Here is a 23,531-nt window from a genome sequence, read left to right as displayed (position 1 = left end):
GAAGAGAAACAGTGTACGGCATACCATTTTATGAGCGAGGGGTTATGTTATGGAACCGTTGATACCAGCCAATGCAGGAGGTATAGCACCGATTCATGTTTCTGCCGGAGCTAAAAAGGAGGAGACGTCTGTTGATCCAGCCCAATCTGTAATTTCTGCAAAAGCACAGCAAACACATGAGCAAACCATTCAGCAATTACAGAAGGCAATTGATGCAATTCAAGGTCCGCAAAAAATGTTTGAAATATCTGTACACGAAAAAACCCACGCCATTATGATTAAAGTTTTAAACAAGGAAACGGGCGATCTCATCCGTGAGGTTCCGCCAGAAAAAATCTTGGATTTGGCAGCGAGAATGATGGAAATTACCGGGATTATTGTCGATAAAAAGGTATAGGGAGGAATATTTATGGTAACGAGAATAAGTGGTTTGGCATCTGGTATGGATATAGATTCTATGGTTAAAAAGTTGATGACAGCTGAGAGCGCTCCGCTGGACAAGCTGAATCAACAGAAGCAGTTAATGGAGTGGAAACGTGAAAGCTATCGGGAGACCAGTGTGAAACTGGTTACCTTTTCGCAAGAATTAAGTAAGCTTAACATGAGTAGTGCAATTAGTGCTCAAAAGGCGAATATCACTGGAAATACGAGTGCGGTTAGTGCAAAGGTTTCTTCATCGGCCAGTGGAATATTGGATGTAAAAGTGACCTCGCTGGCAACCGCATCAAGCACTACTTCTTCTGCAGCGATTGAGCTCAATGCTCCTGCTTCTGCACCAACCGATTGGGGAACTGTTAAGCTACAAGACATTAAAGGTTCGGGAATCTCAGGAACCGTCCCAGTAACAGTAAAAATAGGTGAAGCATCTATAGAGATAGATCCTGTCAATGAAACGATAGATTCTTTTGTTAATAAAATCAATTCAAATAAGCAAGCTGGTGTGAGTGCCATCTATGACTCCGCCACAGGTAAGGTTTCTCTAACAAGTAAAACGACTGGAGCTAAAGATATTGAGCTTAGTGGAGATATATTCTCTGCTTTAAAGCTGGGGAGTACCATTACAGGCGGTGAAGACGCTAAACTCACTGTAAATGGTTTGGATATGACAAGATCCTCCAATACCTTCACGATGAATGGTGTCGAACTTACGCTTAATAGTGCCAGTGGAAGTACTTCGACACGCATTGAGGTGGCCAAAGATACAGATAAGCTGGTTGAAACGGTTCAGGGGTTTGTTGACGCGTACAATGATCTTCTCTCTACGTTAAATAATAAAGTAAGTGAAGAACGATACAAAAAATACGCACCTTTAACAACTGACCAAAAAAAGGATATGAGTGATGATGAAATCACACTTTGGACCAATAAAGCTAAAAGTGGAATGCTTAAAAATGACGACATTTTGCAGAGTGCAGCAGCGGATATGCGTAATGCAATGACTCAGGGAGTTAAACTGGACGACGGTACAACAATTAGTCTTGCCCAGCTCGGTATAACAACAGGTACGTATCAGACAAAAGGGAAACTTATTTTAGATACAGATAAGCTGAAAGCTGCTTTAGATAAAGATCCTGATATTGTGACCAACTTTTTCAGTAAGCAGGATTCTGCTACAGCACAAAGTAATAAATATACGGATCAAGACGGGATTTTTGCACGCATGAGAAAAATATCCAATACTTCGCTGCAAAAATTAGCTGACAAGGCAGGAACCTCAAAGGTAAGTACTGATCTTAGTGCTTCATTCCTTATCAACAGCACAATGGGAACAGAGTTAACGAGTATTGACAGAAGAATTACCGATATGACAGCCCGATTGAATATGATAGAAACGAATTACTACAAAAAATTCACAGCTATGGAGACGGCAATTAATAAATATAATAGCACTTCTTCTAGTTTGTCCAGCTTTAGATAAATAAGGAGGTCATACATTTGATTCAATCCCCTTACCAGAAGTATCAGCAGGCTCAAGCCCAAACTGCCTCCAAGCCTAAACTTCTGATTATGCTGTATGATGGGGCAATTCGTTTTACTCGGGCAGGTATAGACGGGATTTTAGATGAAGATTACGGGAAAGCGAACTATAATCTTTGTAAATCACAAGCTATCATCCATGAATTAATATCCGCCTTGAATTTTGACTATCCGATTGCACAGGATTTATTAAGAATTTATGAATATATGCTGCATTGTCTGATTGAGGCTAACGTTCATAAAGATGTGTCCAAGGCTCGGGAAGTAGAGGGACATCTAACGGATCTTCGTGAGGCTTGGGTGGAAGTGAGCAAACTACCAAGCTCGGTCACAGGTAGCTGATGGACAGTAACAGTGTGCAAGCCCTTATTCAAGCATTAAAAGAAATGACAATAGAGATGACTAAACGGCTCTCAATCATGGAAGAGGAAGAATTAGTTACTTTTGTAGATCGTCGACAGGAAATTGTGCATGCAATGGAAAAATATCGTGCTTATCTTACTGAGGAAGACAAACAAGAAATTGGCTTCATCTTAGATATGGATGGGCCGATATTGAATCGCATGAATAAGTTAAAAGATGAAGCGGGGAGTTGGATGGAGAAAAAAGGTAATATTCGAATTCAACAAAATGCTTACCAGCGTGCTTATTCGGTTGACAGTCTTTTTATAGACCACCGTAAATAAATGGTATTATAATCTCTCTCAGTCATTACTGGGGGGATTTTTTTTATTTGCAAGGTTCACTCCTTCATGTTACAGTCCGATATATTAATTAAGAAGAATCAATATGAATGGTGGTATGGTCTTGACAATTTTATCAATGAACTTGGCTGCTATACAGTATCGCTTTCCACATGCTGCTAATACAATACTCGAGCTTGAGCCAACTGGGGCTCAGGATCCCAAGTCTTATAATGAACCCGTAGAAAAAGATCATATTTGGTTGGAGGCGGTTCAGCAATCGGTAGAAAATATAGAATGTGTCTTTGTTTATGGATTTGGCCAGGGTCTTGGCATTGCTGACATCCTTGAAATGTATCCTGACCGCTTGCTTTTTGTATATGAACCGGATGAATACCAGTTCCTAAAGTCCATTAGCAGTTATGATATGCGGAGTCTTTTAGAGCATCCCAATTTGTACTGGCTGGCCATTGGTGATTCCCAATTGAACTCACTGTTTTATATGGCGTCTGTCCATATGCAGCGAGAGTTAGCTTTTGTAGCACTTCGTCATTATCTCGAGGTAGAGATGGATGTATTACGTGATGTTAAAGAAAAATTGGAAGAATACAATCACACCTATGAATCAAACCAACGCACGCATCATCTTTTTCGACAGGACTGGATTCGTAACTGTATGTACCAGATGGCAGGGATGCTGACCTCGCCCTCTATTGATGATTTGAAATTTTCCTTTCCCGGTAGTACGGCTTTCATTATCGCTTCAGGCCCGTCACTCCAGCAGGATATTGAGTGGATTAAGCGTGTAAGACCCCATGCTCTTGTTATCGCGGCAGGCTCCAGTATTCAGGCACTAGTTAAACAGGGGATACAGCCGCATTTAGCGGTCACGCTGGATGGGGGGATTATCAATGATAAGGTGTTTTCTCAGCCTGAAACGTTAGAAGCTCCTTTATTGTATGGGTCTACCTCTTATTTTGGAATTACAGACCGCAAGCAGAAAGATACCGTTCATTTTGTGCTAAGCAATGATCATATTTCGCAGTATTATTTAGGAATTGACCGGACACAGGTAGCTATAACGGCAACACCGACGGTTGTAGGCTCAGCTATACAGGCGGCTGTGTGGCTGGGTGCTCGGCGTGTCGTACTGATGGGGCAGGATTTATCCTTCCCAGGTAATAAGTTCTACGCTGATGGATTAGGACATGTTGAAGAATCCCACAAAGCATCGATTGTGGAGAAGGCATTGCAACAGGTATTGAACGTGCACGGTGAATATAATGCAACGAATGAAAGCTTATTGTTTATGAAAGACGCACTAGAGAATTTGTTCGCAGCTTTATCCAGCATTGAATTCATTAATACGACTCGTAACGGGGCCGCGCTAGAGGGAACCGTTTGGAAGCCGATTGAAGAAGTATATGATATGATTGCCGAGGAACATATTGAGCACGATGCAATAGCAAATATTCAACGTAATCAACCCTTTTTTATAAATGAAAATCGTATCGAAGAGGTTAAAGGGAAAATACAGCATACGCTCAATGATTTCGCCCAATTCAGGGAAGAATTGAAAGTCATGTTGAAAACGATCGGAAATATTAGAGAGTGGAGCCGAATGAAGCCGCTGAGGTGTCATAATGCGATTGTCGAAATTGAACAACGTTGGACCAGCATTGTAAGTAGAGATTGGTTCGTTCCCATTATAGAAACCGTACTCCCACTGGAAATTGGTCTGTTTGACCAGCAGCAGCCTTTGATCGCTATAGAGCAAAATCTCTCGCGTAAAGCCGATATGATACACAAGCATCTTGGTAAGCTAGGAAATGAAATACTGGATAAAATTCCGATGCTTGAAGAACTGTTTATAGAAGCAATTCGCAGAATAGATAATATAAAGAGTTAAAGGACAAGGGACGTGTTCAAAATGCAGAAGGAAACCTACAAAGGGAAGAAAATATTAATCACAGGTGGAACGGGAACAATAGGGCGTCAACTGGTGCAGAGACTTTTGAAAGATGAGCCGAGTGTAATTCGTATTTTTAGCCGTGATGAGCATAAACAGTATGAAATGAATATAGATTTTCAAGCCCACTCTAATCAATTGCGTTTTCTGATTGGTGATGTGAGAGATCAGCAAAGATTGATGAGAGCAATGGAGGATATTGATTACGTATTCCATTTAGCCGCAATGAAGCACGTGCCTTCATGTGAGTATAACCCGTTTGAGGCTGTACAAACCAATGTAATAGGCACTCAGAATGTCATTCAAGCGGCTTTGGAGAATGGAGTGAAAAAAGTACTTTTCACAAGTACGGATAAGGCTATTTCTCCGACTAACACTTATGGTGCAACCAAGCTAACAGCAGAGCGTCTGATTTCGGCCTCTGAATATCAAAAGGGCTCCAAGTCTACTATATTTTCTTCGGTTCGCTTTGGAAATGTGATGGGTTCACGTGGCTCCGTTATTCCATTATTCAAGAAACAAATTTTGGAAAATGGCGAAATCACCATTACAGATCCAGAGATGTTGAGATACATGATGACCCCTTCACAGGCGATTGAATTAATCCTGCAAGCTAACGAGGATGCACAGGGGGGGGAAGTCTTTGTCCTGAAAATGCCTGTTGTGCGAATTGGTGACTTAGCCGAAGCGCTCATAAAGGTTTTTTTAGAAAAATCCGGGATCAAAACTAAAGTCGAAGTTAAACGGATAGGACTTCGTCCAGGCGAGAAGATGTTTGAAGAATTAATGACTGAAGACGAACGACTAAATGCTCTAGAAACAGAGCAAATGTATATTATACCGTCACTTTCTAAAAATAAAAATCAAACGTTATCAAATAAGATTATTAAGCCAAATGAGCTTCCAATTGCTAAAAACGTGATTATAGACTGGTTAATATCAGAGAATCTGATTTAATTGTTGTCGAACAGGATATGAAAAATTGAAAATAAACACATGGAAAGAGATTTAAAGAGCATTTGATGTGTTAGTATTTACCGTTCGAGAAGCACTGAAAAAAGAATTCTATAAAAAAATAGGGGAGAGTAACATATGGATTCAATTAGGTATTTAGGAAACTCAAGTAATGAAGAAAAAAAAGGTAAACAAAAATTCGTGGAGATAATGAAGAATTCACCCATTCCTGATGAGGAAATTTTGGATAATATGGGAATTTATCTAAGAAGACAAACTCTCTCAAGGCTATTATACATTAATGAATTATATAAGAAGATTATAAATGTTCATGGAGTTATTATGGAATTTGGAGTGAGATGGGGACAGAATCTGTCGTTATATGAAAATTTAAGAGGTATATATGAACCATATAATTATAATAGAAAAATTATTGGATTTGATACGTTTGAAGGCTTTCCTGAAGTAGATATTAAGGATGGTCAGCACGTCAGTAAAGGAGATTATTCTGTTACTCCTAACTATTTTGAGTACTTGGACAGTGTGATGCAATTTCATGAACAAGAAAGTCCGATTTCCCACATTAAAAAATATGAGTTGATAAAGGGAGATGCAACGGATAGTATTACGACTTATCTATCTGATCATCCTGAAACTATTGTTTCATTAGCATATTTTGATTTTGATTTATATAAACCTACAAAAAAATGCCTGGAGGCTATTTCAAGCCATCTCACAAAAGGAAGTGTTTTAGCTTTTGATGAGCTTAACTATAGTGCACTTCCTGGTGAGACAATCGCTTTAAAAGAAGTATTGGGTTTAAGTCGATATGCCATTAGAAGAGATCCTATGAATCCACTATGTTCTTATATCATTATTGAATAAAAGAAAGGCGAATATTCATGAATATTACTGCCATTATCCAAGCCCGTATGGGATCTACGCGTCTTCCTGGCAAGGTTATGAACAAACTAGGGGATCAGACAGTTCTGGGACATGTGATTAATAGGGTACTTGCAATTCCTACCTTGAACCAGGTCATCGTGGCTACGACCACGGAGACGGAGGATGACCATATTTGTCAGGAGGCAAGCCATTACGGGGTAAACTATTTCAGGGGAAGCCGGGCGAATGTCCTCAGCCGTTACTATGAAGCGGCAAAGGAAGTAAAAGCAGATGTTGTTGTGCGAATTACGTCGGATTGTCCTCTTTTGGACCCACTTATTTCCAATAAAGTCATTACTCATTTTTTGGACAATGATTTAGATTATTCTAGCAGTGGTTTAAGTGGTACTTTTGCACGGGGACTGGATACAGAAGTGTTTACCTTTGATGCTTTAAGCCGATCGTATTTTCATGCCACGAAAGAATATGAATACGAGCACGTTACACCCTACATTTACCAGCATCCTGATTTATTTCATATCCATGCATACAGCAGCAGCACAGATTTTAGTCGATACAGGTTGACGTTAGATACCCCCGAGGATTGGGAGTTGATTTCCAGGATTTATGGGGAGTTATATACAGGAAACATTTTCCATTGGAACGAGATACTTTCGCTACTTGAGCGTCAACCTGAACTGGCGCTGATCAATGCGGAGGTAAAACAAAAAAAGCTAGGCGAGTAATAAAGTGATGACTGATAAAGCGAGGTTTGCGGTATGAATGTCATGATCATGAGTATCAGTCAGAAGGTGCCTATGATTAAAGCGGTAAGGGATGCCCTGCATCGTGCCCGTCCAGGGGCCAAGTTGTATGGAGCGGATATTAGTGCTAGCTGTTTAGGGCAGTATGTGGTTGATGTATTCTGGCTTTGTCCTTCTTTACAAGATTTGACGGTGGATAGTCTTATCAGCTACTGTCATGCACAAGAAATTTCAGTAATCATTCCGAGCAGAGACGGAGAATTACTATATTTTGCAGAGCAGCGGCAACAACTAGAGAAGGCCGGCATTAGAGTTATGATATCGGATGTTGATGCAGTAGAGCTATGTTTGGACAAGTTACGCTTTTATGAGGTACTGGTGAAACAGGGATATCCGGTAATTCCAACATTCACAGAGCTTGAAGCTATAGCAACATCCTCCTACTATAACGTTGGACAATATGTGGTAAAAGAGCGATTTGGGGCCGGTTCAATCAATGCGGGTATTGGTCTTAGCCCCCATGAAACTAAAAGGCATGCGAAAAGAATGCTAAACCCGGTATTTCAGCCTCTGATCCAAGGGATGGAGTATAGTGTTGATGTGTTCTTGACAGGTGAAAGTAAGGCTGTGGGGGCCATTGTTCGGCAACGCAATTGGGTGATGAATGGGGAGTCACAGATCACGACATCAGTTCGTTACCCGGAAATAGAGGAACTGTGTCAGCAGATTGCAGAGCAATTCCGCTTTCGTGGTCATGTTATCTTCCAGCTTATAGTGGATGGAGATAAACGGCAGCATCTAATTGAGTGTAACTGTCGGTTTGGGGGAGCGTCGACGCTATCATTAGCAATGGGGCTGGATAGTTTTTTCTGGTTTCTGAAGGAGAGCGAGGGGACTCAAATTGACGACTTGTTCTTTCATAGATCTGTGCATGAGAAAATGCTAGTTCGGCATGCGGAGGACCTAATCTTATGAAGGTTTTTGTTTTTGATCTTGATGATACTTTGTACGAAGAAATTACTTTTGTTCGAAGCGGATTTCAGGCGGTCGCTTCTTACTTGAGCGAGCAATTTGGTATAAACTCACAGGAGGCCTTCTCAATCATGTGGGATGTGCTGGAGCAAGAGGGTAGAGGAAAGGTCTTTGACAGAGTGCTTGAACATTATGGGATGGCAACACGGCGTAATATCAGGAAATGCCTATCGATTTATAGGCTTCATCGACCGGACATCACACTATCCCCTGATGCGGATGCGGTTTTGGAGCGCCTGGCGGTCGAAGGCTCCCCGATCTATATTGTGACGGATGGCAACAAGGTCGTACAATATAACAAGATTAAAGCACTAGGTTTGGAAGAGCGGGTGAGGAAATGCTATATCACCTATCGATACGGGAGACATAGATCTAAACCTTCTCCTTATTGTTTCCAGCTCATCGCGCAAACGGAAAAGGTTGATCCGTCCGATATTATATATATTGGAGATAATCCGAACAAAGACTTTGTGGGTATACGGCCTTTAGGGTACCGCACGATTCGAATTCGTCGAGGGCATTTTAAGGATACCGTAAAGCCTGAGGAATATAATGCAGATGTGGAAGTGGAAACTTTGGACCAATTGTTTGAGACTACGACTGCTTGGGATGTATCCCAATGAAAATGCAGATCTTGATACGGGCAAACGCCTCTTCTCGACTGGGAATCGGGCATGTGATGAGGTGCATTACCCTTGCCTTGAGTATACGGGATAACATACCAGCAGATATCCGCTTTGTGTGTAATGCTGATATACCGCAAGCTTTGGCTGAAGATATTTGCTGCAGAGGCTATAGTCTTTCCTGTCTATCGGGAACTGATGAGGAACCCTTAGAGATGGATCGGGATGCCCAGGAGACTGCAACTGTAGGTGGTGAACAATGCGATTGGCTTATTGTGGACCATTATGGCTTAGATGCCCGTTGGGAGCAATTGCTCCGTCCTTATGTCCGCAATATCTTGGTGATTGATGACCTGGCAAATCGGCCACATGATTGTGACGTACTATTGGACCAGAACTTATATCCAGATATGGATAAAAGATATATCGGATTGCTGCCGGAGCATGCACTTCAACTATTGGGCCCGGAATTTGCATTGCTACGGAACGACTTTTTCCGTCTGTCGGAAAAAGTGGTCGCTCGGACACAATGTCAATGCATTCTTGTTAATTTCGGTGGAAGTGATCCAACAAATGAGTTGGGGAAAATGCTGCCTGTCGTTGAAAGCGAAATCGGAAAACAGTTTCATTTTATTGTAGTTGCAGGTCCAGCCAACTCTCGTGTACCAGAACTGCGAGCAGCATTCTCTTCTTTTGACCATGTTACGTTTTATGAGAATTGTTCGAATATGGCGGAGCTGTTAGCCTCAGTGGATTTGGCGATCGGTGCAGGTGGAATCTCTATGTGGGAGCGCTGCTATATGGGTGTGCCTTCCGTGATTATCACCGTGGCTGAAAATCAGAAGGCAACTGTTGTGGAAGCAGCAAAACGGGGGCTTGCATGGTATATGGGGGCAAGTGGGGAGGTCAGGACTGAACAAGTTACAGATATACTGGAGAAATTGCTAAATAAGCCCGAATTGCTAGCTGAGCAGAGCAGGGCGGTTCTGGCTTTGACGGAGACGCAGAGAAGGAGCGGGAGACATCCCATCCTTTCCATATTGAAGGGGGAATTATAGTGGAATTCCAAATTGGAGACCGTTGGATCGGTAAGAAACACAAGCCTTTTATAATAGCAGAAATGTCTGGTAATCATAATCAGTCGCTCGATCGGGCGCTTGCCATCGTGGAAGCTGCGGCAGCATCTGGAGTGGATGCGCTCAAACTCCAAACTTATACAGCAGATACAATGACGTTGGACATTCATGAGGGCGACTTTTTCATTGAGGACCCAAACAGTCTGTGGAAAGGCAATTCGTTGTATAGTCTTTATCAGGAAGCATATACGCCATGGGAATGGCATGAACCCATTTTCAATAAATGTGCAGAGTTGGGGATTTTGGCGTTCAGCACTCCTTTTGATGAATCAGCTGTCGACTTTCTTGAATCATTGAAAGTGCCTGCTTATAAAATAGCTTCCTTTGAAAATACGGACATCCAATTAATTCGAAAGGTTGCGGCAACAGGCAAACCACTGATCATTTCAACAGGTATGGCGTCGGTGGCTGAACTAGATGAATCAGTTCGTGCAGCGAAGGAGGCTGGCGCCAAGGACATTGTTTTACTGAAATGTACAAGTACTTACCCTGCATCGCCAGACAATACGAATATTGCGACGCTTCCTCATTTGGAGCAACTATTCGGTTGCCAGGTTGGTATATCGGATCATACAATGGGGGTTGGCGTGTCGGTGGCGAGTGTGGCTTTAGGGACGACGGTAATTGAAAAGCACTTTACGTTGCGCCGCGCTGACGGTGGAGTGGACTCAGCCTTTTCCATGGAGCCTGAAGAAATGGCTGCGCTGGTGACGGAAGCAGAACGTGCCTGGCAGTCTATCGGTCATATTACATATGGTGCAACGGAACGAGAAAAGGAGTCTTTGAAGCATAGAAGGTCTCTCTATATCGCCAAGGACATCCAAAAGGGTGAAATGATCACTAGGGAGCATATTAAGGCAATTCGTCCAGGCTTAGGATTGCCGACAAAATTTCTAGACGAAATTATTGGAAAATCAGTGAAAGAGAATACCCCTAAAGGTACGCCAGTAAACTGGGGGTTATTTTAAGTGCCTGTGAGCCACAGGTTATAGAGTAAGTACAATCAGGCTATTCACTATGAAGAGTCTCGACAAAATGAAATAGACAGGAGTTGCACTTATGAACATTTTACTCACTGGTGGCGCTGGTTTCATTGGGCGTTGGGTTGCCAAGCGTCTGTTGGAGGATGGGCATCAGGTTTGGATTGTCGACGATTTGTCGAATGGTCGTGAAGAAAATTTGTCGGAATTGGTCGAACATAGCGGCTTTAAAGAATTCATCCGGGGAAGCATTTTGGATGAAGTGCTGTTGGAACGATTGTTCAAAGAGCATTCTTTTGAAATTTGCTACCATTTGGGAGCTTCCATAAATGTACAGGATTCTATTGATGATCCACGCACTACTTTTAATAACGATACGGTGGGAACCTTCGCAATCTTGGAGCAGTGCCGCAAGCATCAAACCAAGGTAGTTTTTATGAGTACATGTATGGTATATGACCGCTGTAGCGACGATCAAGGCATTACTGAGTTGCATCCGACCAAGCCGGCTTCTCCTTATGCAGGAGCGAAGGTAGCTGCTGAGAATATGGTATTATCCTACTATTTCGCTTATGGTTTACCGACAGTGGTTATTCGCCCGTTTAATACGTATGGTCCTTTTCAAAAGACAGGCGGCGAGGGCGGCGTAGTTGCAATTTTCATTAAAAACCATTTGGAAGGTAAAGACCTTAACATCTATGGAGAGGGCACACAAACCCGTGATCTTCTGTACGTTGAGGATTGCGCTCGCTTCGTCGTGGAGGCTGGATTTAGCGACCGTGTCAATGGTCAGATTGTCAATGCGGGATTGGGGCAGGATATTTCTGTGAACGATCTGGCATTTCTGATTAGTGGTGATCAGTCCCGTATCAAGCATGTGGAACACATCCATCCGCAAAGTGAGATTCAAAAGCTGTTGTGTAACTCGGCGAAGGCGAAGGAGTTACTTGGTTGGGAACCGCGTATTAATTTGGAAGAAGGTATCCGGCGTACGACGGTCTGGATTCGCGAGAGCGGCATGATCTAGTTTGTTTTAAGCATAGAGGGGGTTAATCGAATGTCCGATGATGTAATAACTGGACCTGTGCGTGATACACTGCTGCCATATGGACAGCAATGGATTGACGATAAAGATATTCAAGCTGTCGTGGATGTACTCCGTAGCGGGTTTGTTACGCAGGGACCTGCGATTCAGCAATTTGAGGCGAAGGTTGCTGAGTATGTAGGTGCCAAGTATGCGGTGGCGTTCACCAACGGAACTGCTGCACTGCATGGAGCCTGTTTTGCTGCTGGGATTGGACAAGGCGATGAGGTTATCACAACACCACTTACGTTCCTCGCCAGTAGTAATTGTGTGTTATACCAGGGAGGAACACCGGTGTTCGCCGACATTGATATGCACACCTACAACATTGATGCGGATCGGATTGTAGAGCGGATTACCGAGCATACTCGGGCGGTCATAGCCGTCGATTTTACGGGTCAGCCGGCTGAACTCGACAAGATATCGATGTTGTGCCGGGACCGTGGGCTGGTGTTCATTGAGGATGCGGCTCACTCTTTGGGGGCGGATTACCATGGGCGCAAAGTAGGTTCATGGGCGGACATGACCATGTTCAGTTTCCATCCGGTCAAGCATATTACGACAGGCGAGGGTGGCATCATTGCGACGAATTCTGAGGAATTTTATCGAAAATTGTTATTGTTCCGTAGCCATGGTATGACACGCGACCCACAGGAGATGACAAAAAACGACGGCCCTTGGTATTACGAAATGCAGGAACTGGGATATAACTATCGTATGACAGATATCCAGGCTGCATTGGGGAATTCCCAGATGGACAAGCTGAATGCATTTGTAGAGAAGCGTCGCACGATCGCTCGGGCGTACAATGAAGCTTTGGGTGAGTTGACCGGGATTGTCCTTCCTGAACAGCTTGCTGGGGCGCACTCCAGCTGGCACTTATACGTGATTCGTTGGCTACCGGAGTATTTTAAAGCAGATCGGAAAACGATATTTGAGGCGCTACAGTCTGAAAATATTGGTGTAAATGTGCATTACATTCCTGTTTACCTACAGCCTTATTACCAACACCTCGGATATGAGGAAGGACTGTGCCCGAACGCTGAGGAATATTATCGGACAGCAGTAACACTCCCTCTTTTTCCTAAGATGACAGATCAGGATGTACAGGATGTAGTCCAGGCGATTCGTAAGATATGGGCCAGATATACGAGATCAGTTTCTGGAGAAAATCCAATAAAGTAAAAATCTGATATGAGACCAACTTCTAATGATGACCATGAATAGTCGTCTCATATGAGGATGGAGCATGAGCAGGAAAAATATCTCTTGCGGAATTTTCTGTGATGGAGCTCTTCTGTAATTTAATTATAGAAGAAAACTATTTAATTTTTTTGTTTCAAATAAATTTGTACGGGGTAAAGGAGCTGAGGAGCTCCTTTATTTTTGCATATACTGCCTTGATTAAATCAATACTTAATCCTAATTTGTGGTAAAAAAATGTAAGAAAACATTATCAATTCCAATTGACAATGGATAAGTTTGGGTGGTATAGTCGGAAATGTGGGCGAGAGCTTCACTTCATTTGATGACGAAGGGAATGTTAGTGCATGCAAGGTAAAGTAAAATGGTTTAACGCTGAAAAAGGTTATGGTTTCATTGAAACTGCTGAAGGCGGCGACGTATTCGTACATTTTTCCGCAATTCAAACAGAAGGCTTCAAAACACTTGAAGAAGGACAAGACGTGGAGTTCGACATTGTTGAAGGCGCACGTGGACCACAAGCCGCTAACGTAACCAAACTATAATCATCCCCGGCATAGCCGACCTACATAATTGGTAAGATGGTTAGCAATGGATAACACGCTAGCAACTGCCCTGGAATGCATTCCAGGGCTTTTTTATGTTTTCAAAATACATAAGGATTTTCTGAAACCCCAACATAAAAAGAGTCCCTTACACGGTGGTAAGGAAGCTCTGAGTAATGAAAAATTATTCTACAGAACCGTCAAAGTTAGCCATCTCCACAAAAATAGTATTGGAGGAAGCAGATTGTTTCTCTATGCGTCCGTCGGGATAACGGAATTGATAGCGCGGGATAGCCTGGGCTATCAGATAAGGACGGAGCGCGGTTTCAATATCAAAGGAGAAGACGATGACGGCTTGATGGTTGGGATCAAGGCGACCCAATGGGAGACCTTGAAGCAGCTTAGGATACGGAAGTGGCCAGAGTTTACGGTAACGGTTCGCAATAAAAGGAAATCCTCGGCTGCGAATGGTGCAGTGAGCAGTAGCTCCTTCAGCGGAGTATTGCCGATGTTTTCTACATGGACGGTGAAGGACAAGGTATCCTCTTCCCCAACACGCAGAGCGCTGGAGCTAGGTGTAAGCTTGGGAATGGCTGCAATAGCGGTCACATCGATAGTGTTGGATTGGGTGCTTTCCTGGATGGTCTCTCCTCCACTATGACGTGAGGTGTATTCGATGGTGGCTTTTGCAAAGTAGCTTCGGTAGTTACGTTGCCAAAGTTGTTAAGTTGGACCGTATAGGTAAGGGGCTTTCCGACAGAGGCGGTAAGCGTGCTGGACGTTTTGGTAAGTGCAATAAGCGGCTGGAATACAGACACGATAAGCGGATCGGAAAAGGTAGTGCCGGTGAATGTTCTGCTGGTAAACGTAACGGCTACGATACCTGTGAGCAGTGGAGGCTACAGCAAAGTTTGCACGGACGTCTGGAAGCTTGCGACAAATGTATTTCCAGGTGCAACATTACCGATGTCAATTCCAGCAACCGGAGAAGCATTAGGGAAGGCTACGCCGTCGATGAGCACACTGTCTGGAACAAAGGAGGTTCCAGCCGGAATCGTATCGGTTACAACGGTATCTGTGACCAGATATACACCGCTATTCGTGATGCTCAGTGTGTATCTGATCGTATCGCCGACTACAGCGGCTGCCAAGTTGGTGCTTTTGTCACCTGGATATTAGGGTGCGGATACGGTGACATTGACTGTATTTGATGTGATGGAACCGCTCAGTACTCTATCGTCAGGTGATGAGTAAGTAAAGTTCGCTTGCCCAACGTCTCGGTCAATTTAGGTGGAGTTGGCAGAAATGAGACGACTGTTTTGGAAGCTTACCACGATACTGCTGGAAGGAACAAGCGAGCCAATTGTAATACCTGTAATCGGTGAAGCTCCAGGGACGAGGATGTCGTTAACACCGACGCTGTTATGCAGTAGCTCAGAGCCAGCCGGGATATTATCTGACAGCACAGGTATAACGGCGATATTGCCAGTATTGGTTAACGTTAGTGTATAGAGCAGTGTTGAACCAATTTGCGCGTTGACGGTATTGACAGTTTTTATCAAGCTAACGGTCGACTGATTCGTAATTTGCGGCGGCTATGGCAGACTGACGACAGAAACTTGAAATGTGACGGCTGCCGAATTGGAACGTGCCAGCCCAAGTGTATTTCCGGTAAAGGTGACAGTTCCCGTCTGGTTCGTTACGTAACGCTGAATAAAAGCCATGGATTAGCCTCCTACTTTCCATCTCTTCCAATCCGCTATACTTGGAGGATCTTCGACTGGGAAGAACCAGCTAAGCTGGATGTAATAATCCTTTCGTATAATTAAACATTACTTTTTCAAAGGATGGCGTTACCAGAGGCGTTTTATCGAAATATGAAGAATTTTGTAAAATAGCTTCGAAATGTTGGGTGTTTTTTTTACTTGGCGTTAACATATGTGTTATACTGAAGGGGCAAAGGAGGCGTGCCCTATGAACTTAACAGTACGAGGTCAACAGATCGAGGTTACCGACGCTTTGAAGGACTACGTTGATAAGAAATTCAGCAGACTTGAAAAGTATTTCGATGCACCCCCGACGTCTGACGGAAGTGTAACGTTAAGCACAACCAGAGATTTGCATACTGTAGAAGTAACCATTCCTTTGCCGGGGCTTGTACTCCGTGCCGAAGACGAAAGCGATGACATGTATGCGTCCATTGATGCCGTGGTAGACAAGCTTGAGCGGCAAATCCGCAAGAACAAAACCAAGCTAAACCGAAAATTCCGTCAAAAAGGCAGTTTGAAAACTCTTTTTGTGGAAGATCCGGCAGGCAGCGTGGTTGTGGCTGAGGATGCAGACTTGGATGAGCTGGAGGTCGTTCGCACCAAGCGTTTCTTATTGAAGCCTATGGATGTGGAAGAAGCTATTCTTCAAATGAACATGGTTGGACATAATTTCTTCGTATTTGCCAATATCGATAACGAAGAGGTCAGCGTGGTTTACAAACGCAATGACGGTAAGTATGGTCTGATCGAACGGGAATAGTTTGTAGAGTTAGAAGCTCATCTTATTTTAAAATGAATAGTACATTATTAATGCAATCATGTTTTATGGATATTAGGGAAAATGATAATAACGACGAGCCTTATCCCTGCGAATCTGGCGGGGTAAGGCTCTTTTATATGTGTCTTTCTTGCGTCAATTGCTCTGGTATCTTTAACCGGATGCAATTCCTGAGGCTGCTTGTGTTGCGGCATGTCCTACAAACTGTTACAATTTATGCAAAGAACATCGCACGATGGGCTGGTACAGCCGGGCCTGTCAAACATATCAGGAATCAATTTCATCATGGACCCTTTCTTATTGTGAAATTGATTCTATTAATTAATTGTTTTGCGTGAAAGGGGTAAACCATGCTAGGAATTGTCAAGAAAATTTTTGGTGATACAAATGAACGTGACGTCAAGCGTTTAATGAAGACGGTTGAACTGATCAATAAAATAGAGCCGGATTTTGAAAAGCTCTCGGATGAGGAACTGAAAGCGAAGACGGCGGAGTTTAGAGAGCGGATTGAACAAGGTACTACGGCTGAAGAAATTCTGCCGGAAGCTTTTGCAACCGTTCGTGAAGCGTCCAAGCGGGTGCTGGGCAAACGTCATTATGATGTCCAGATGCTGGGCGGTATTGCGCTGCATGAAGGTAAAATTGCCGAAATGAAAACCGGTGAAGGTAAAACATTGGTAGGTACGCTGCCGGTTTATTTGAATGCTTTGCTGGGCAAAGGCGTGCACGTGGTTACGGTCAACGACTATTTGGCACAGCGTGACAGCGGAGAAATGGGACAAATCTATAACTTCCTGGGGATGACTGTAGGGCTGAATTTGGCGAATATGGATCATGCCGCCAAGCAGGAAGCTTACGCCTGTGACATCACGTACGGTACGAACAATGAGTTTGGATTTGATTATCTGCGCGATAATATGGTGCTTTACAAAGAGCAGATGGTACAGCGGCCATTGTACTTCTGTATCATTGACGAAGTGGATTCCATTCTCGTCGATGAAGCTCGTACACCATTGATTATTTCAGGACAAGCTCAAAAATCGACAGAGCTGTATTTCGCAGCTGACCGTTTTGTGAAGAGCCTGAATGTTGAAGAAGATTACACGCTGGATATTAAGGTGAAGTCGGTTGCCTTGACTGAAAACGGCGTATCCAAGGCTGAAAATTTCTTCGGACTGGAAAATCTGTACGATCAGGAAAGTGTGACGATCAACCATCACATTGTACAGGCATTGAAGGCTAACGCTATTATGCGCCTGGATGTGGATTATGTCGTAGCTGACGGTGAAGTCCTGATTGTCGATGAGTTCACAGGCCGTCTGATGGCTGGACGTCGCTACAGTGATGGTTTGCATCAGGCCATTGAAGCCAAAGAAAACATCATTGTACAAAATGAAAGCATGACGCTGGCGACGATTACATTCCAAAACTACTTCCGTATGTACCGCAAATTGGCGGGTATGACGGGTACAGCGAAAACAGAAGAAGAAGAATTCAAAAAAATCTATGGTCTGGAAGTACTCCAGATTCCAACGAATCGACCTAACCAGCGTGTAGATATGCCTGACGTTGTATACAAGAGCGTAAAAGGTAAATTCCATGCAGTGGTGGATGAAATTCTGGAGCGTAACAAAAAGAATCAGCCAGTATTGGTAGGTACGGTTTCTATTGAAAACTCGGAGCTGCTTTCTGAGATGCTGAAACGCAAAGGCGTTCGTCATAAGGTGCTTAACGCCAAGTATCACGCTGAGGAAGCGGAGATTATTTCCCACGCAGGTGAAGCTGGCGCAGTTACTATCGCTACCAATATGGCAGGACGTGGTACTGATATCGTATTGGGCGAAGGCGTACCAGAACTCGGTGGATTGCATATCATCGGTACAGAGCGTCATGAATCCCGCCGTATTGATAATCAGCTTCGCGGACGTGCAGGACGTCAGGGCGATCCAGGGTCCACACAGTTTTACTTGTCACTCGGCGATGAATTGATGAAGCGCTTTGGTGCGGATAACGTACTGAATATGATGGAGCGCTTGGGCTTTGAAGAAGACCAGCCAATCGAGAGCCGCATGATTACACGTGCTATTGAATCAGCGCAAAAACGCGTCGAAGGCAACAACTTTGATCAGCGTAAAGTCGTCCTCCAGTATGACGATGTCATGAACCAGCAGCGTGCTATTATCTACAAACAGCGCCGTGAAGTGCTGGAATCAGAGAATATTAAGGAAATTGTGTTTGATATGATCAAGCCTGTCATTGAGCGTGTGGTGGAAGCTCATTGCGGGGATGACATTCCTGAAAACTGGGAGCTTGAAGAAGTTGCAGAGTATGTGAATAACAACCTGCTTGAGGAAAATACACTGACTCGTGACGATCTGTGGGGCAAGGAAAGAGAAGAGATGGTAGAAATGATCTTCGAGAAAGTTACCGCCAGATACCACAGCCGTGAAGAGATGATTGGTGAGGAAATGGTACGCGAGTTCGAGAAGGTTATCGTACTGCGTGCGGTTGATAGCAAATGGATGGATCATATTGATGCTATGGATCAATTGCGTCAAGGCATTCACTTGCGTGCTTACGGCGGTACTGATCCGCTACGTGAATACCAATTTGAAGGCTTCGAAATGTTCCATGCTATGATCGGCAGCATCCAAGAGGAAGTATCGACATACATCATGAAAGCACAAATTGAATCCAACCAAGAGCGTCAGGCTGTCGTTGATGAAGATAAAATCTCGACAAGTGGCGAACCTGCTGCACCTAAAAAGAAATCCGCCCCTGCTCGCCCACGCAGAAGATAATGATTTGAATTAAGGGATGGCTATAGAGATACACCATTCCGTGCAATGCATATAATGGCAGACGGCAGTACATTCACTGACCGTCGGCCATTTTGTGCCATACAGGGGACGACATTGATGTTTTCAACGGATAGCTCTTTTGTTGGAGGATTCGGTTGAATAATTTTTTCATGAAAGGGTTGTTCCTATCGCTATAATTATGACAAAAAAGCAGGCCCCTGCTTGTTTGTCAGTTAATTCAGCTCTTGACACGGCTCACATACCAGAGCCGGTTATTTAAAAGCGGTTTGACTTTACGGCGGTCGGTAGCGGAGCGAAGGATTTGAATCTGGAGAAGCGCCAGCGTTCGCCTTTGCAGTGGGATGCCCACTTTTATAAGGTGTTATTTTAATCAGGGCATCTCACTGCAACAGCGATCGGAAGATCAAATCATTCGCGCAGCGCCTACCCACCAGCCGTAACTCACAACGCGCCTTCACTCCCCCTAACCACATATTAAAGGAGAATGACATCATGATTGATGCAAGTGTAAAACATGATTTACGAGAAATAGGCAAGAAACTAACAAACCTTAGGGGGTCTCTTTGACTTAGATCTCAAACAGGAAATGATCGCGAACTTTGAGGAAAAGATGGCTGCGCCTGATTTTTGGGATGATAACGAAAAGGCCCAAGGTGTAATTGCCGAAATGAATGCTGTTAAGTCTTCTGTGGATAGCTATGAACAGCTTCGTCAGGAATATGAAGACGCAGGCATGATGACTGAGCTGGCTGATGAGGAAGGCGATGAAACACTGGTTGGAGAAATTGAAAACAGTGTCAGGTCGCTGCTGGGCAAATTGCAGGAGTTTGAACTGCAGTTGCTTTTAAATCAGCCATATGACAAGCTTAATGCTATTCTGGAGCTGCATCCGGGAGCAGGCGGTACCGAGTCCCAGGACTGGGGCCAAATGCTGCTGCGCATGTATACACGCTGGGCAGAAAAACGGGGCTTCAAGGTGGAAACCCTGGATTATCTGGCAGGTGATGAAGCGGGGATCAAGAGTGTAACCCTGTTAATCAAAGGTTATAATGCCTACGGTTATCTTAAAGCGGAGAAAGGCGTTCATCGGCTTGTCCGCATCTCTCCATTTGATTCCTCCGGTCGTCGGCATACATCGTTCGTATCCTGTGATGTGGTACCGGAAATTGCGGATGATGTGGATATTGAGATTCGCACGGAAGATCTTAAAATTGATACGTACCGGGCCAGCGGTGCGGGTGGTCAGCATATTAATACGACCGACTCAGCTGTTCGGATTACGCATTTGCCTACCGGTATTGTCGTGACTTGCCAAAATGAACGTTCTCAGATCAAGAACCGTGAACGTGCGATGACGATGCTCCGTTCGAAGCTCTACGAGCGCAAGATTGAAGAACAACAGCAGCAATTGGACGAAATCCGTGGAGAACAGTCTGATATTGCATGGGGGAGCCAAATTCGCTCCTACGTGTTCCATCCGTACAGTATGGTCAAAGATCATCGTACCAGCGTGGAAACAGGCAACGTGGGAGCTGTTATGGATGGCGATCTCGATTCGTTCATCGACGGTTACCTGCGCAGTCAAATTAAGCTGGACGCAGAATAATAGCCTGTATGTTTTCCTACAGAACCGCGGACCGGGTGCCTGCGGACTGTAGGAATTTTTGTGTATACGGTATTTTGAATTAAAGGAGCACATGAACTTATGTCTCAATTGAATCCTCCCGTTGCTCGTCGAAGACGCCGCAAGCCTTGGATTGCCGCCAGCGGCCCCGTACGTAATGTAACGGATATTTTGCTGATAATACTCGGGTCCTTCATTACAGCACTGACCTTCAATATGTTCCTGCTTCCAAACCAGATTGCGTCCGGTGGGGTATCGGGTCTGTCTATCGTGGGCGAGGAACTGTTTGGTCTGGAACCGGCCTATACGCAATGGAGTATGAATATTCCCCTATTCATAGCAGGGGTGCTGCTGTTAGGAAAAAAATATGGACTGCGCTCTCTGCTGGGGAGTATTATGCTGCCGCTATTCGTGTATGTAACCAAGGATTGGGCGGTTCCGACAACGAATCCGCTGCTGGCTTCGCTGTATGGCGGGATCGGAGTGGGTTTGGGATTGGGCACCGTATTTCGGGGCAGAGGCTCGACGGGCGGACTGGCTATTTTGGCGCAAATTATTCATAAATATACGGGCTTTAGCCTTTCTCTCTGTGTCATGCTAATGGATGGCACGGTCATTACATTGGCTGGCTTTACCCTGTCCCCGGAGCGGGCATTGTATGCATTGATTGGGCTGTTTGTAACAGGCAAGGTCATTGATGCTGTGGAAATGGGGCTAAGCTACTCGAAGGTGGCCTACATTATATCCAATCAAAAGGAAACGATCACACAGGCCATATTGCAGGACTTAGATCGGGGATTGACAGAGCTGGCAGGACGTGGGGGTTATACGAATGAGGAACGCCCTGTACTTATGGTTGTGGTCGGACAAAACGAGGTAACTCGTCTCAAAACGCTCGTCCGCTTGGTAGATCCGGAAGCTTTTGTGATCATTAGCAACACGCGTGAAGTGCTGGGAGAAGGCTTTAAAAAGGAAAGCTAAAAACAGGAGTGACCTGCCGGAAACCCCCGTCTTATCAGACGGGGGTTTTTTGTTGTTACTTTATTTCTTTATTTATACTCTGCATAGCTTGTCCGTCAAAAGAATAGGCAGGAGCGGCAATTTTAAATTTGCGGTAAAACATTACATGAGTGTGTTGTATTTATATGAATAGAGTCGTATAATAATACATATTTCATAGGAACGGAATGGAGGAAGGTCTGTGAGCAGCAAGCTAAAAGTGGCAATTGTCGGTTCCACCGGTTATGGCGGGGTGGAGCTCATTCGTTTTTTGGTTCATCATCCGCAGGTAGAGATTGTATCTGTTATATCTTCGTCCAGCGCGGGTGTCCCGATCAGTGACGGGTTTCCACATCTGACGGACATCGTGGTGCAGGATTTGGACGGTGTTGATATCCACGAAATTGCTGCCAAGGCCGATCTGGTTTTTACAGCCACGCCATCGGGTGTTAGTACCCAACTGGTACCGCAGCTTCTGGATGCCGGACTGAAGGTCATTGATCTGTCCGGGGACTTTAGGCTCCGAAGTGGGGAAACGTATGAAGCATGGTATAAAAAGCCTGCCGCTTCCTCCGAATATCTCAAGCAAGCGGTATATGGACTCAGCGAGGTGTATGCAAAAAAGCTTGCAGGCGTTCCCTTTATTTCTAATCCAGGCTGCTATCCGACGGCAACACTGCTGGGGATTATCCCTGCCCTGAAGGCGGACTGGATCGATCATCGGACGCTGATTGTGGATGCCAAATCCGGGGTATCCGGCTCCGGACGGGGAACAAGTCTTGTTTCGCATTATGCGGAAATGAACGAGAACTTTAAGGCTTATAAGGTGAATAAGCACCAGCATATCCCTGAGATTGAACAGGTTCTGGGCGATATTGCGGGCGAGGATGTTACGGTCACGTTTACGACACAGCTTGTGCCTATGACCCGGGGGATTATGAGTACAATCTATGTCACGCTGAAAGGTGACCATACGGATCAGGATCTTATCGGGCTATACCGAGACTACTATAAAGACCATCCTTTTGTCCGTGTACGTGGCGAAGGTGTATGGCCAGCGACGAAGGAAGTATTTGGCTCGAATTATTGTGATATCGGTTTTGCAGCGGATGCCCGAACCGGGCGCCTTACGATTATTTCTGTCATTGATAATGTGGTGAAGGGTGCTGCCGGACAGGCGATTCAGAATTTAAATTTGATGATGGGATGGGAGGAGAACCTCGGGCTCGGCTTCATACCGGTATATCCGTAAGTAAGCAAGTAACCGCAACAGGTTGCGGGGAACGACGGAAGGCAGGTTTGGGAACGCAAGCTTAGCTGTCATTCATCCCATAGGTTGCGAACGAGGGCACATAATTATGAGTATGAGTAAAGTAGGGTTTACAGTAGTAAACGGGGGCAGCATCGTAACTCCGCGTGGCTTTACAGCTGGGGGACTGCACTGCGGATTGAAAAATACGGACCGCAATGATATTGGCGCCATTCGTTGCGAGGTAGAGGCGATAGCTGCTGCGGTGTATACCACCAATGTGTTTCAGGCTGCACCGCTGAAGGTGACCCGCGAGAGCCTGGCAGATGGCCGTTTGCAGGCGGTAGTGGTGAATAGCGGGAATGCCAATGCTTGCACAGGGCAGCAAGGGGAGCAGGATGCCTACGCCATGCGTGCGGCTGCGGCTCGAGAGCTCGGTGTAGCCGAGAGTAATG

Annotated in this window: 21 protein-coding genes and 2 pseudogenes; 22 read left to right on the top strand and 1 reads right to left on the bottom strand. The window is 44.6% G+C overall.

Annotated features, from left to right (window positions below; genetic code table 11):
- Positions 1 to 49: 49 nt before the first annotated feature.
- The 16 genes from WG8_RS23140 (at position 50) to WG8_RS29115 (ending at position 14,496) form a co-directional block, all read left to right on the top strand.
- Entirely contained in the window at positions 50 to 397 is a 348-nt protein-coding gene (locus tag WG8_RS23140; protein WP_007432698.1) for a flagellar protein FlaG, read from the top strand.
- 12 nt (positions 398 to 409) lie between these two features.
- Positions 410 to 1,918: a flagellar filament capping protein FliD gene (gene fliD, locus WG8_RS23135; protein WP_007432697.1), complete on the top strand. Its 1,509-nt coding sequence runs from the start codon at positions 410 to 412 to the stop codon at positions 1,916 to 1,918.
- Between the two features lie 17 nt (positions 1,919 to 1,935).
- On the top strand, positions 1,936 to 2,319 hold the full coding sequence (fliS, locus tag WG8_RS23130; RefSeq protein ID WP_007432696.1) for a flagellar export chaperone FliS: 384 nt from the start codon (positions 1,936 to 1,938) through the stop codon (positions 2,317 to 2,319).
- Complete coding sequence (locus WG8_RS23125) at positions 2,319 to 2,663, top strand: hypothetical protein (protein WP_007432695.1); 345 nt, start codon at positions 2,319 to 2,321, stop codon at positions 2,661 to 2,663. The genes fliS and WG8_RS23125 overlap by 1 nt, the downstream gene beginning before the upstream one ends.
- 115 nt (positions 2,664 to 2,778) lie before the next feature.
- Positions 2,779 to 4,569 carry a motility associated factor glycosyltransferase family protein gene (locus WG8_RS23120; RefSeq protein WP_232289162.1) on the top strand — a complete coding sequence of 597 codons (1,791 nt, stop codon included), beginning with the start codon at positions 2,779 to 2,781 and terminating at the stop codon, positions 4,567 to 4,569.
- A 21-nt stretch (positions 4,570 to 4,590) separates the two neighbouring features.
- The gene (locus WG8_RS23115; protein ID WP_007432693.1) at positions 4,591 to 5,586 is read left to right on the top strand and encodes a UDP-N-acetylglucosamine 4,6-dehydratase family protein; all 996 of its coding nucleotides are present in this window, start codon (positions 4,591 to 4,593) and stop codon (positions 5,584 to 5,586) included.
- Positions 5,587 to 5,721: 135 nt separating this feature from the next.
- Positions 5,722 to 6,468 (top strand): crotonobetainyl-CoA--carnitine CoA-transferase, encoded by a 747-nt coding sequence (locus tag WG8_RS23110; RefSeq protein ID WP_043891356.1) that lies wholly within the window; start codon positions 5,722 to 5,724, stop codon positions 6,466 to 6,468.
- A 17-nt stretch (positions 6,469 to 6,485) separates the two neighbouring features.
- The gene (locus tag WG8_RS23105; protein ID WP_007432692.1) at positions 6,486 to 7,214 is read left to right on the top strand and encodes a cytidylyltransferase domain-containing protein; all 729 of its coding nucleotides are present in this window, start codon (positions 6,486 to 6,488) and stop codon (positions 7,212 to 7,214) included.
- A gap of 33 nt (positions 7,215 to 7,247) precedes the next feature.
- The gene (locus tag WG8_RS23100) at positions 7,248 to 8,207 is read left to right on the top strand and encodes an ATP-grasp domain-containing protein (RefSeq protein ID WP_007432691.1); all 960 of its coding nucleotides are present in this window, start codon (positions 7,248 to 7,250) and stop codon (positions 8,205 to 8,207) included.
- On the top strand, positions 8,204 to 8,887 hold the full coding sequence (locus WG8_RS23095) for an HAD family hydrolase (protein WP_007432690.1): 684 nt from the start codon (positions 8,204 to 8,206) through the stop codon (positions 8,885 to 8,887). Before WG8_RS23100 ends, WG8_RS23095 begins: the two co-directional genes overlap by 4 nt.
- Positions 8,884 to 9,945 (top strand): UDP-2,4-diacetamido-2,4,6-trideoxy-beta-L-altropyranose hydrolase, encoded by a 1,062-nt coding sequence (gene pseG, locus WG8_RS23090; protein ID WP_007432689.1) that lies wholly within the window; start codon positions 8,884 to 8,886, stop codon positions 9,943 to 9,945. Before WG8_RS23095 ends, pseG begins: the two co-directional genes overlap by 4 nt.
- Positions 9,945 to 10,991: a pseudaminic acid synthase gene (gene pseI / locus WG8_RS23085; protein WP_007432688.1), complete on the top strand. Its 1,047-nt coding sequence runs from the start codon at positions 9,945 to 9,947 to the stop codon at positions 10,989 to 10,991. Before pseG ends, pseI begins: the two co-directional genes overlap by 1 nt.
- Before the next feature lie 91 nt (positions 10,992 to 11,082).
- Positions 11,083 to 12,030 carry a dTDP-glucose 4,6-dehydratase gene (locus tag WG8_RS23080; RefSeq protein WP_007432687.1) on the top strand — a complete coding sequence of 316 codons (948 nt, stop codon included), beginning with the start codon at positions 11,083 to 11,085 and terminating at the stop codon, positions 12,028 to 12,030.
- A 30-nt stretch (positions 12,031 to 12,060) separates the two neighbouring features.
- Positions 12,061 to 13,272, top strand: a complete 1,212-nt coding sequence (gene pseC / locus WG8_RS23075; RefSeq protein ID WP_007432686.1) for a UDP-4-amino-4,6-dideoxy-N-acetyl-beta-L-altrosamine transaminase — start codon at positions 12,061 to 12,063, stop codon at positions 13,270 to 13,272.
- Between the two features lie 365 nt (positions 13,273 to 13,637).
- Complete coding sequence (locus WG8_RS23070) at positions 13,638 to 13,835, top strand: cold shock domain-containing protein (protein ID WP_007432685.1); 198 nt, start codon at positions 13,638 to 13,640, stop codon at positions 13,833 to 13,835.
- A 244-nt stretch (positions 13,836 to 14,079) separates the two neighbouring features.
- Positions 14,080 to 14,496 (top strand): hypothetical protein, encoded by a 417-nt coding sequence (locus WG8_RS29115; protein WP_007432684.1) that lies wholly within the window; start codon positions 14,080 to 14,082, stop codon positions 14,494 to 14,496.
- A 28-nt stretch (positions 14,497 to 14,524) separates the two neighbouring features.
- On the opposite strand, the pseudogene WG8_RS29630 reads toward WG8_RS29115, so the two are convergent.
- Positions 14,525 to 15,559, bottom strand: a pseudogene (locus WG8_RS29630) (DUF11 domain-containing protein); the annotation flags it as partial.
- A gap of 250 nt (positions 15,560 to 15,809) precedes the next feature.
- On the opposite strand from WG8_RS29630, the gene hpf reads away from it, so the two are divergent.
- From hpf to WG8_RS29100, 6 genes and pseudogenes are all read left to right on the top strand, one after another.
- The gene (hpf, locus tag WG8_RS23055; RefSeq protein WP_007432680.1) at positions 15,810 to 16,364 is read left to right on the top strand and encodes a ribosome hibernation-promoting factor, HPF/YfiA family; all 555 of its coding nucleotides are present in this window, start codon (positions 15,810 to 15,812) and stop codon (positions 16,362 to 16,364) included.
- A gap of 368 nt (positions 16,365 to 16,732) precedes the next feature.
- Positions 16,733 to 19,183, top strand: coding sequence for a preprotein translocase subunit SecA (gene secA / locus WG8_RS23050; protein WP_007432679.1), 2,451 nt, complete (start codon positions 16,733 to 16,735; stop codon positions 19,181 to 19,183).
- Positions 19,184 to 19,696: 513 nt separating this feature from the next.
- Positions 19,697 to 20,810, top strand: a protein-coding gene (gene prfB, locus WG8_RS23045; RefSeq protein ID WP_157136358.1) for a peptide chain release factor 2 whose coding sequence is annotated in 2 segments (ribosomal slippage) — positions 19,697 to 19,768 and positions 19,770 to 20,810 — 1,113 coding nt in all. Because the reading frame shifts where the segments join, the coding sequence is not laid out codon by codon here.
- A gap of 99 nt (positions 20,811 to 20,909) precedes the next feature.
- Positions 20,910 to 21,809, top strand: coding sequence for a YitT family protein (locus WG8_RS23040; protein WP_007432677.1), 900 nt, complete (start codon positions 20,910 to 20,912; stop codon positions 21,807 to 21,809).
- A 220-nt stretch (positions 21,810 to 22,029) separates the two neighbouring features.
- Positions 22,030 to 23,079 (top strand): N-acetyl-gamma-glutamyl-phosphate reductase, encoded by a 1,050-nt coding sequence (argC, locus tag WG8_RS23035; protein ID WP_007432676.1) that lies wholly within the window; start codon positions 22,030 to 22,032, stop codon positions 23,077 to 23,079.
- 112 nt (positions 23,080 to 23,191) lie between these two features.
- A pseudogene (locus WG8_RS29100) lies at positions 23,192 to 23,531 on the top strand (bifunctional ornithine acetyltransferase/N-acetylglutamate synthase); the annotation flags it as partial.

This window comes from Paenibacillus sp. Aloe-11, assembly GCF_000245715.1.
Lineage (GTDB): Bacteria > Bacillota > Bacilli > Paenibacillales > Paenibacillaceae > Paenibacillus > Paenibacillus kribbensis.
This window is presented reverse-complemented; position numbering and strand designations above follow the sequence as displayed.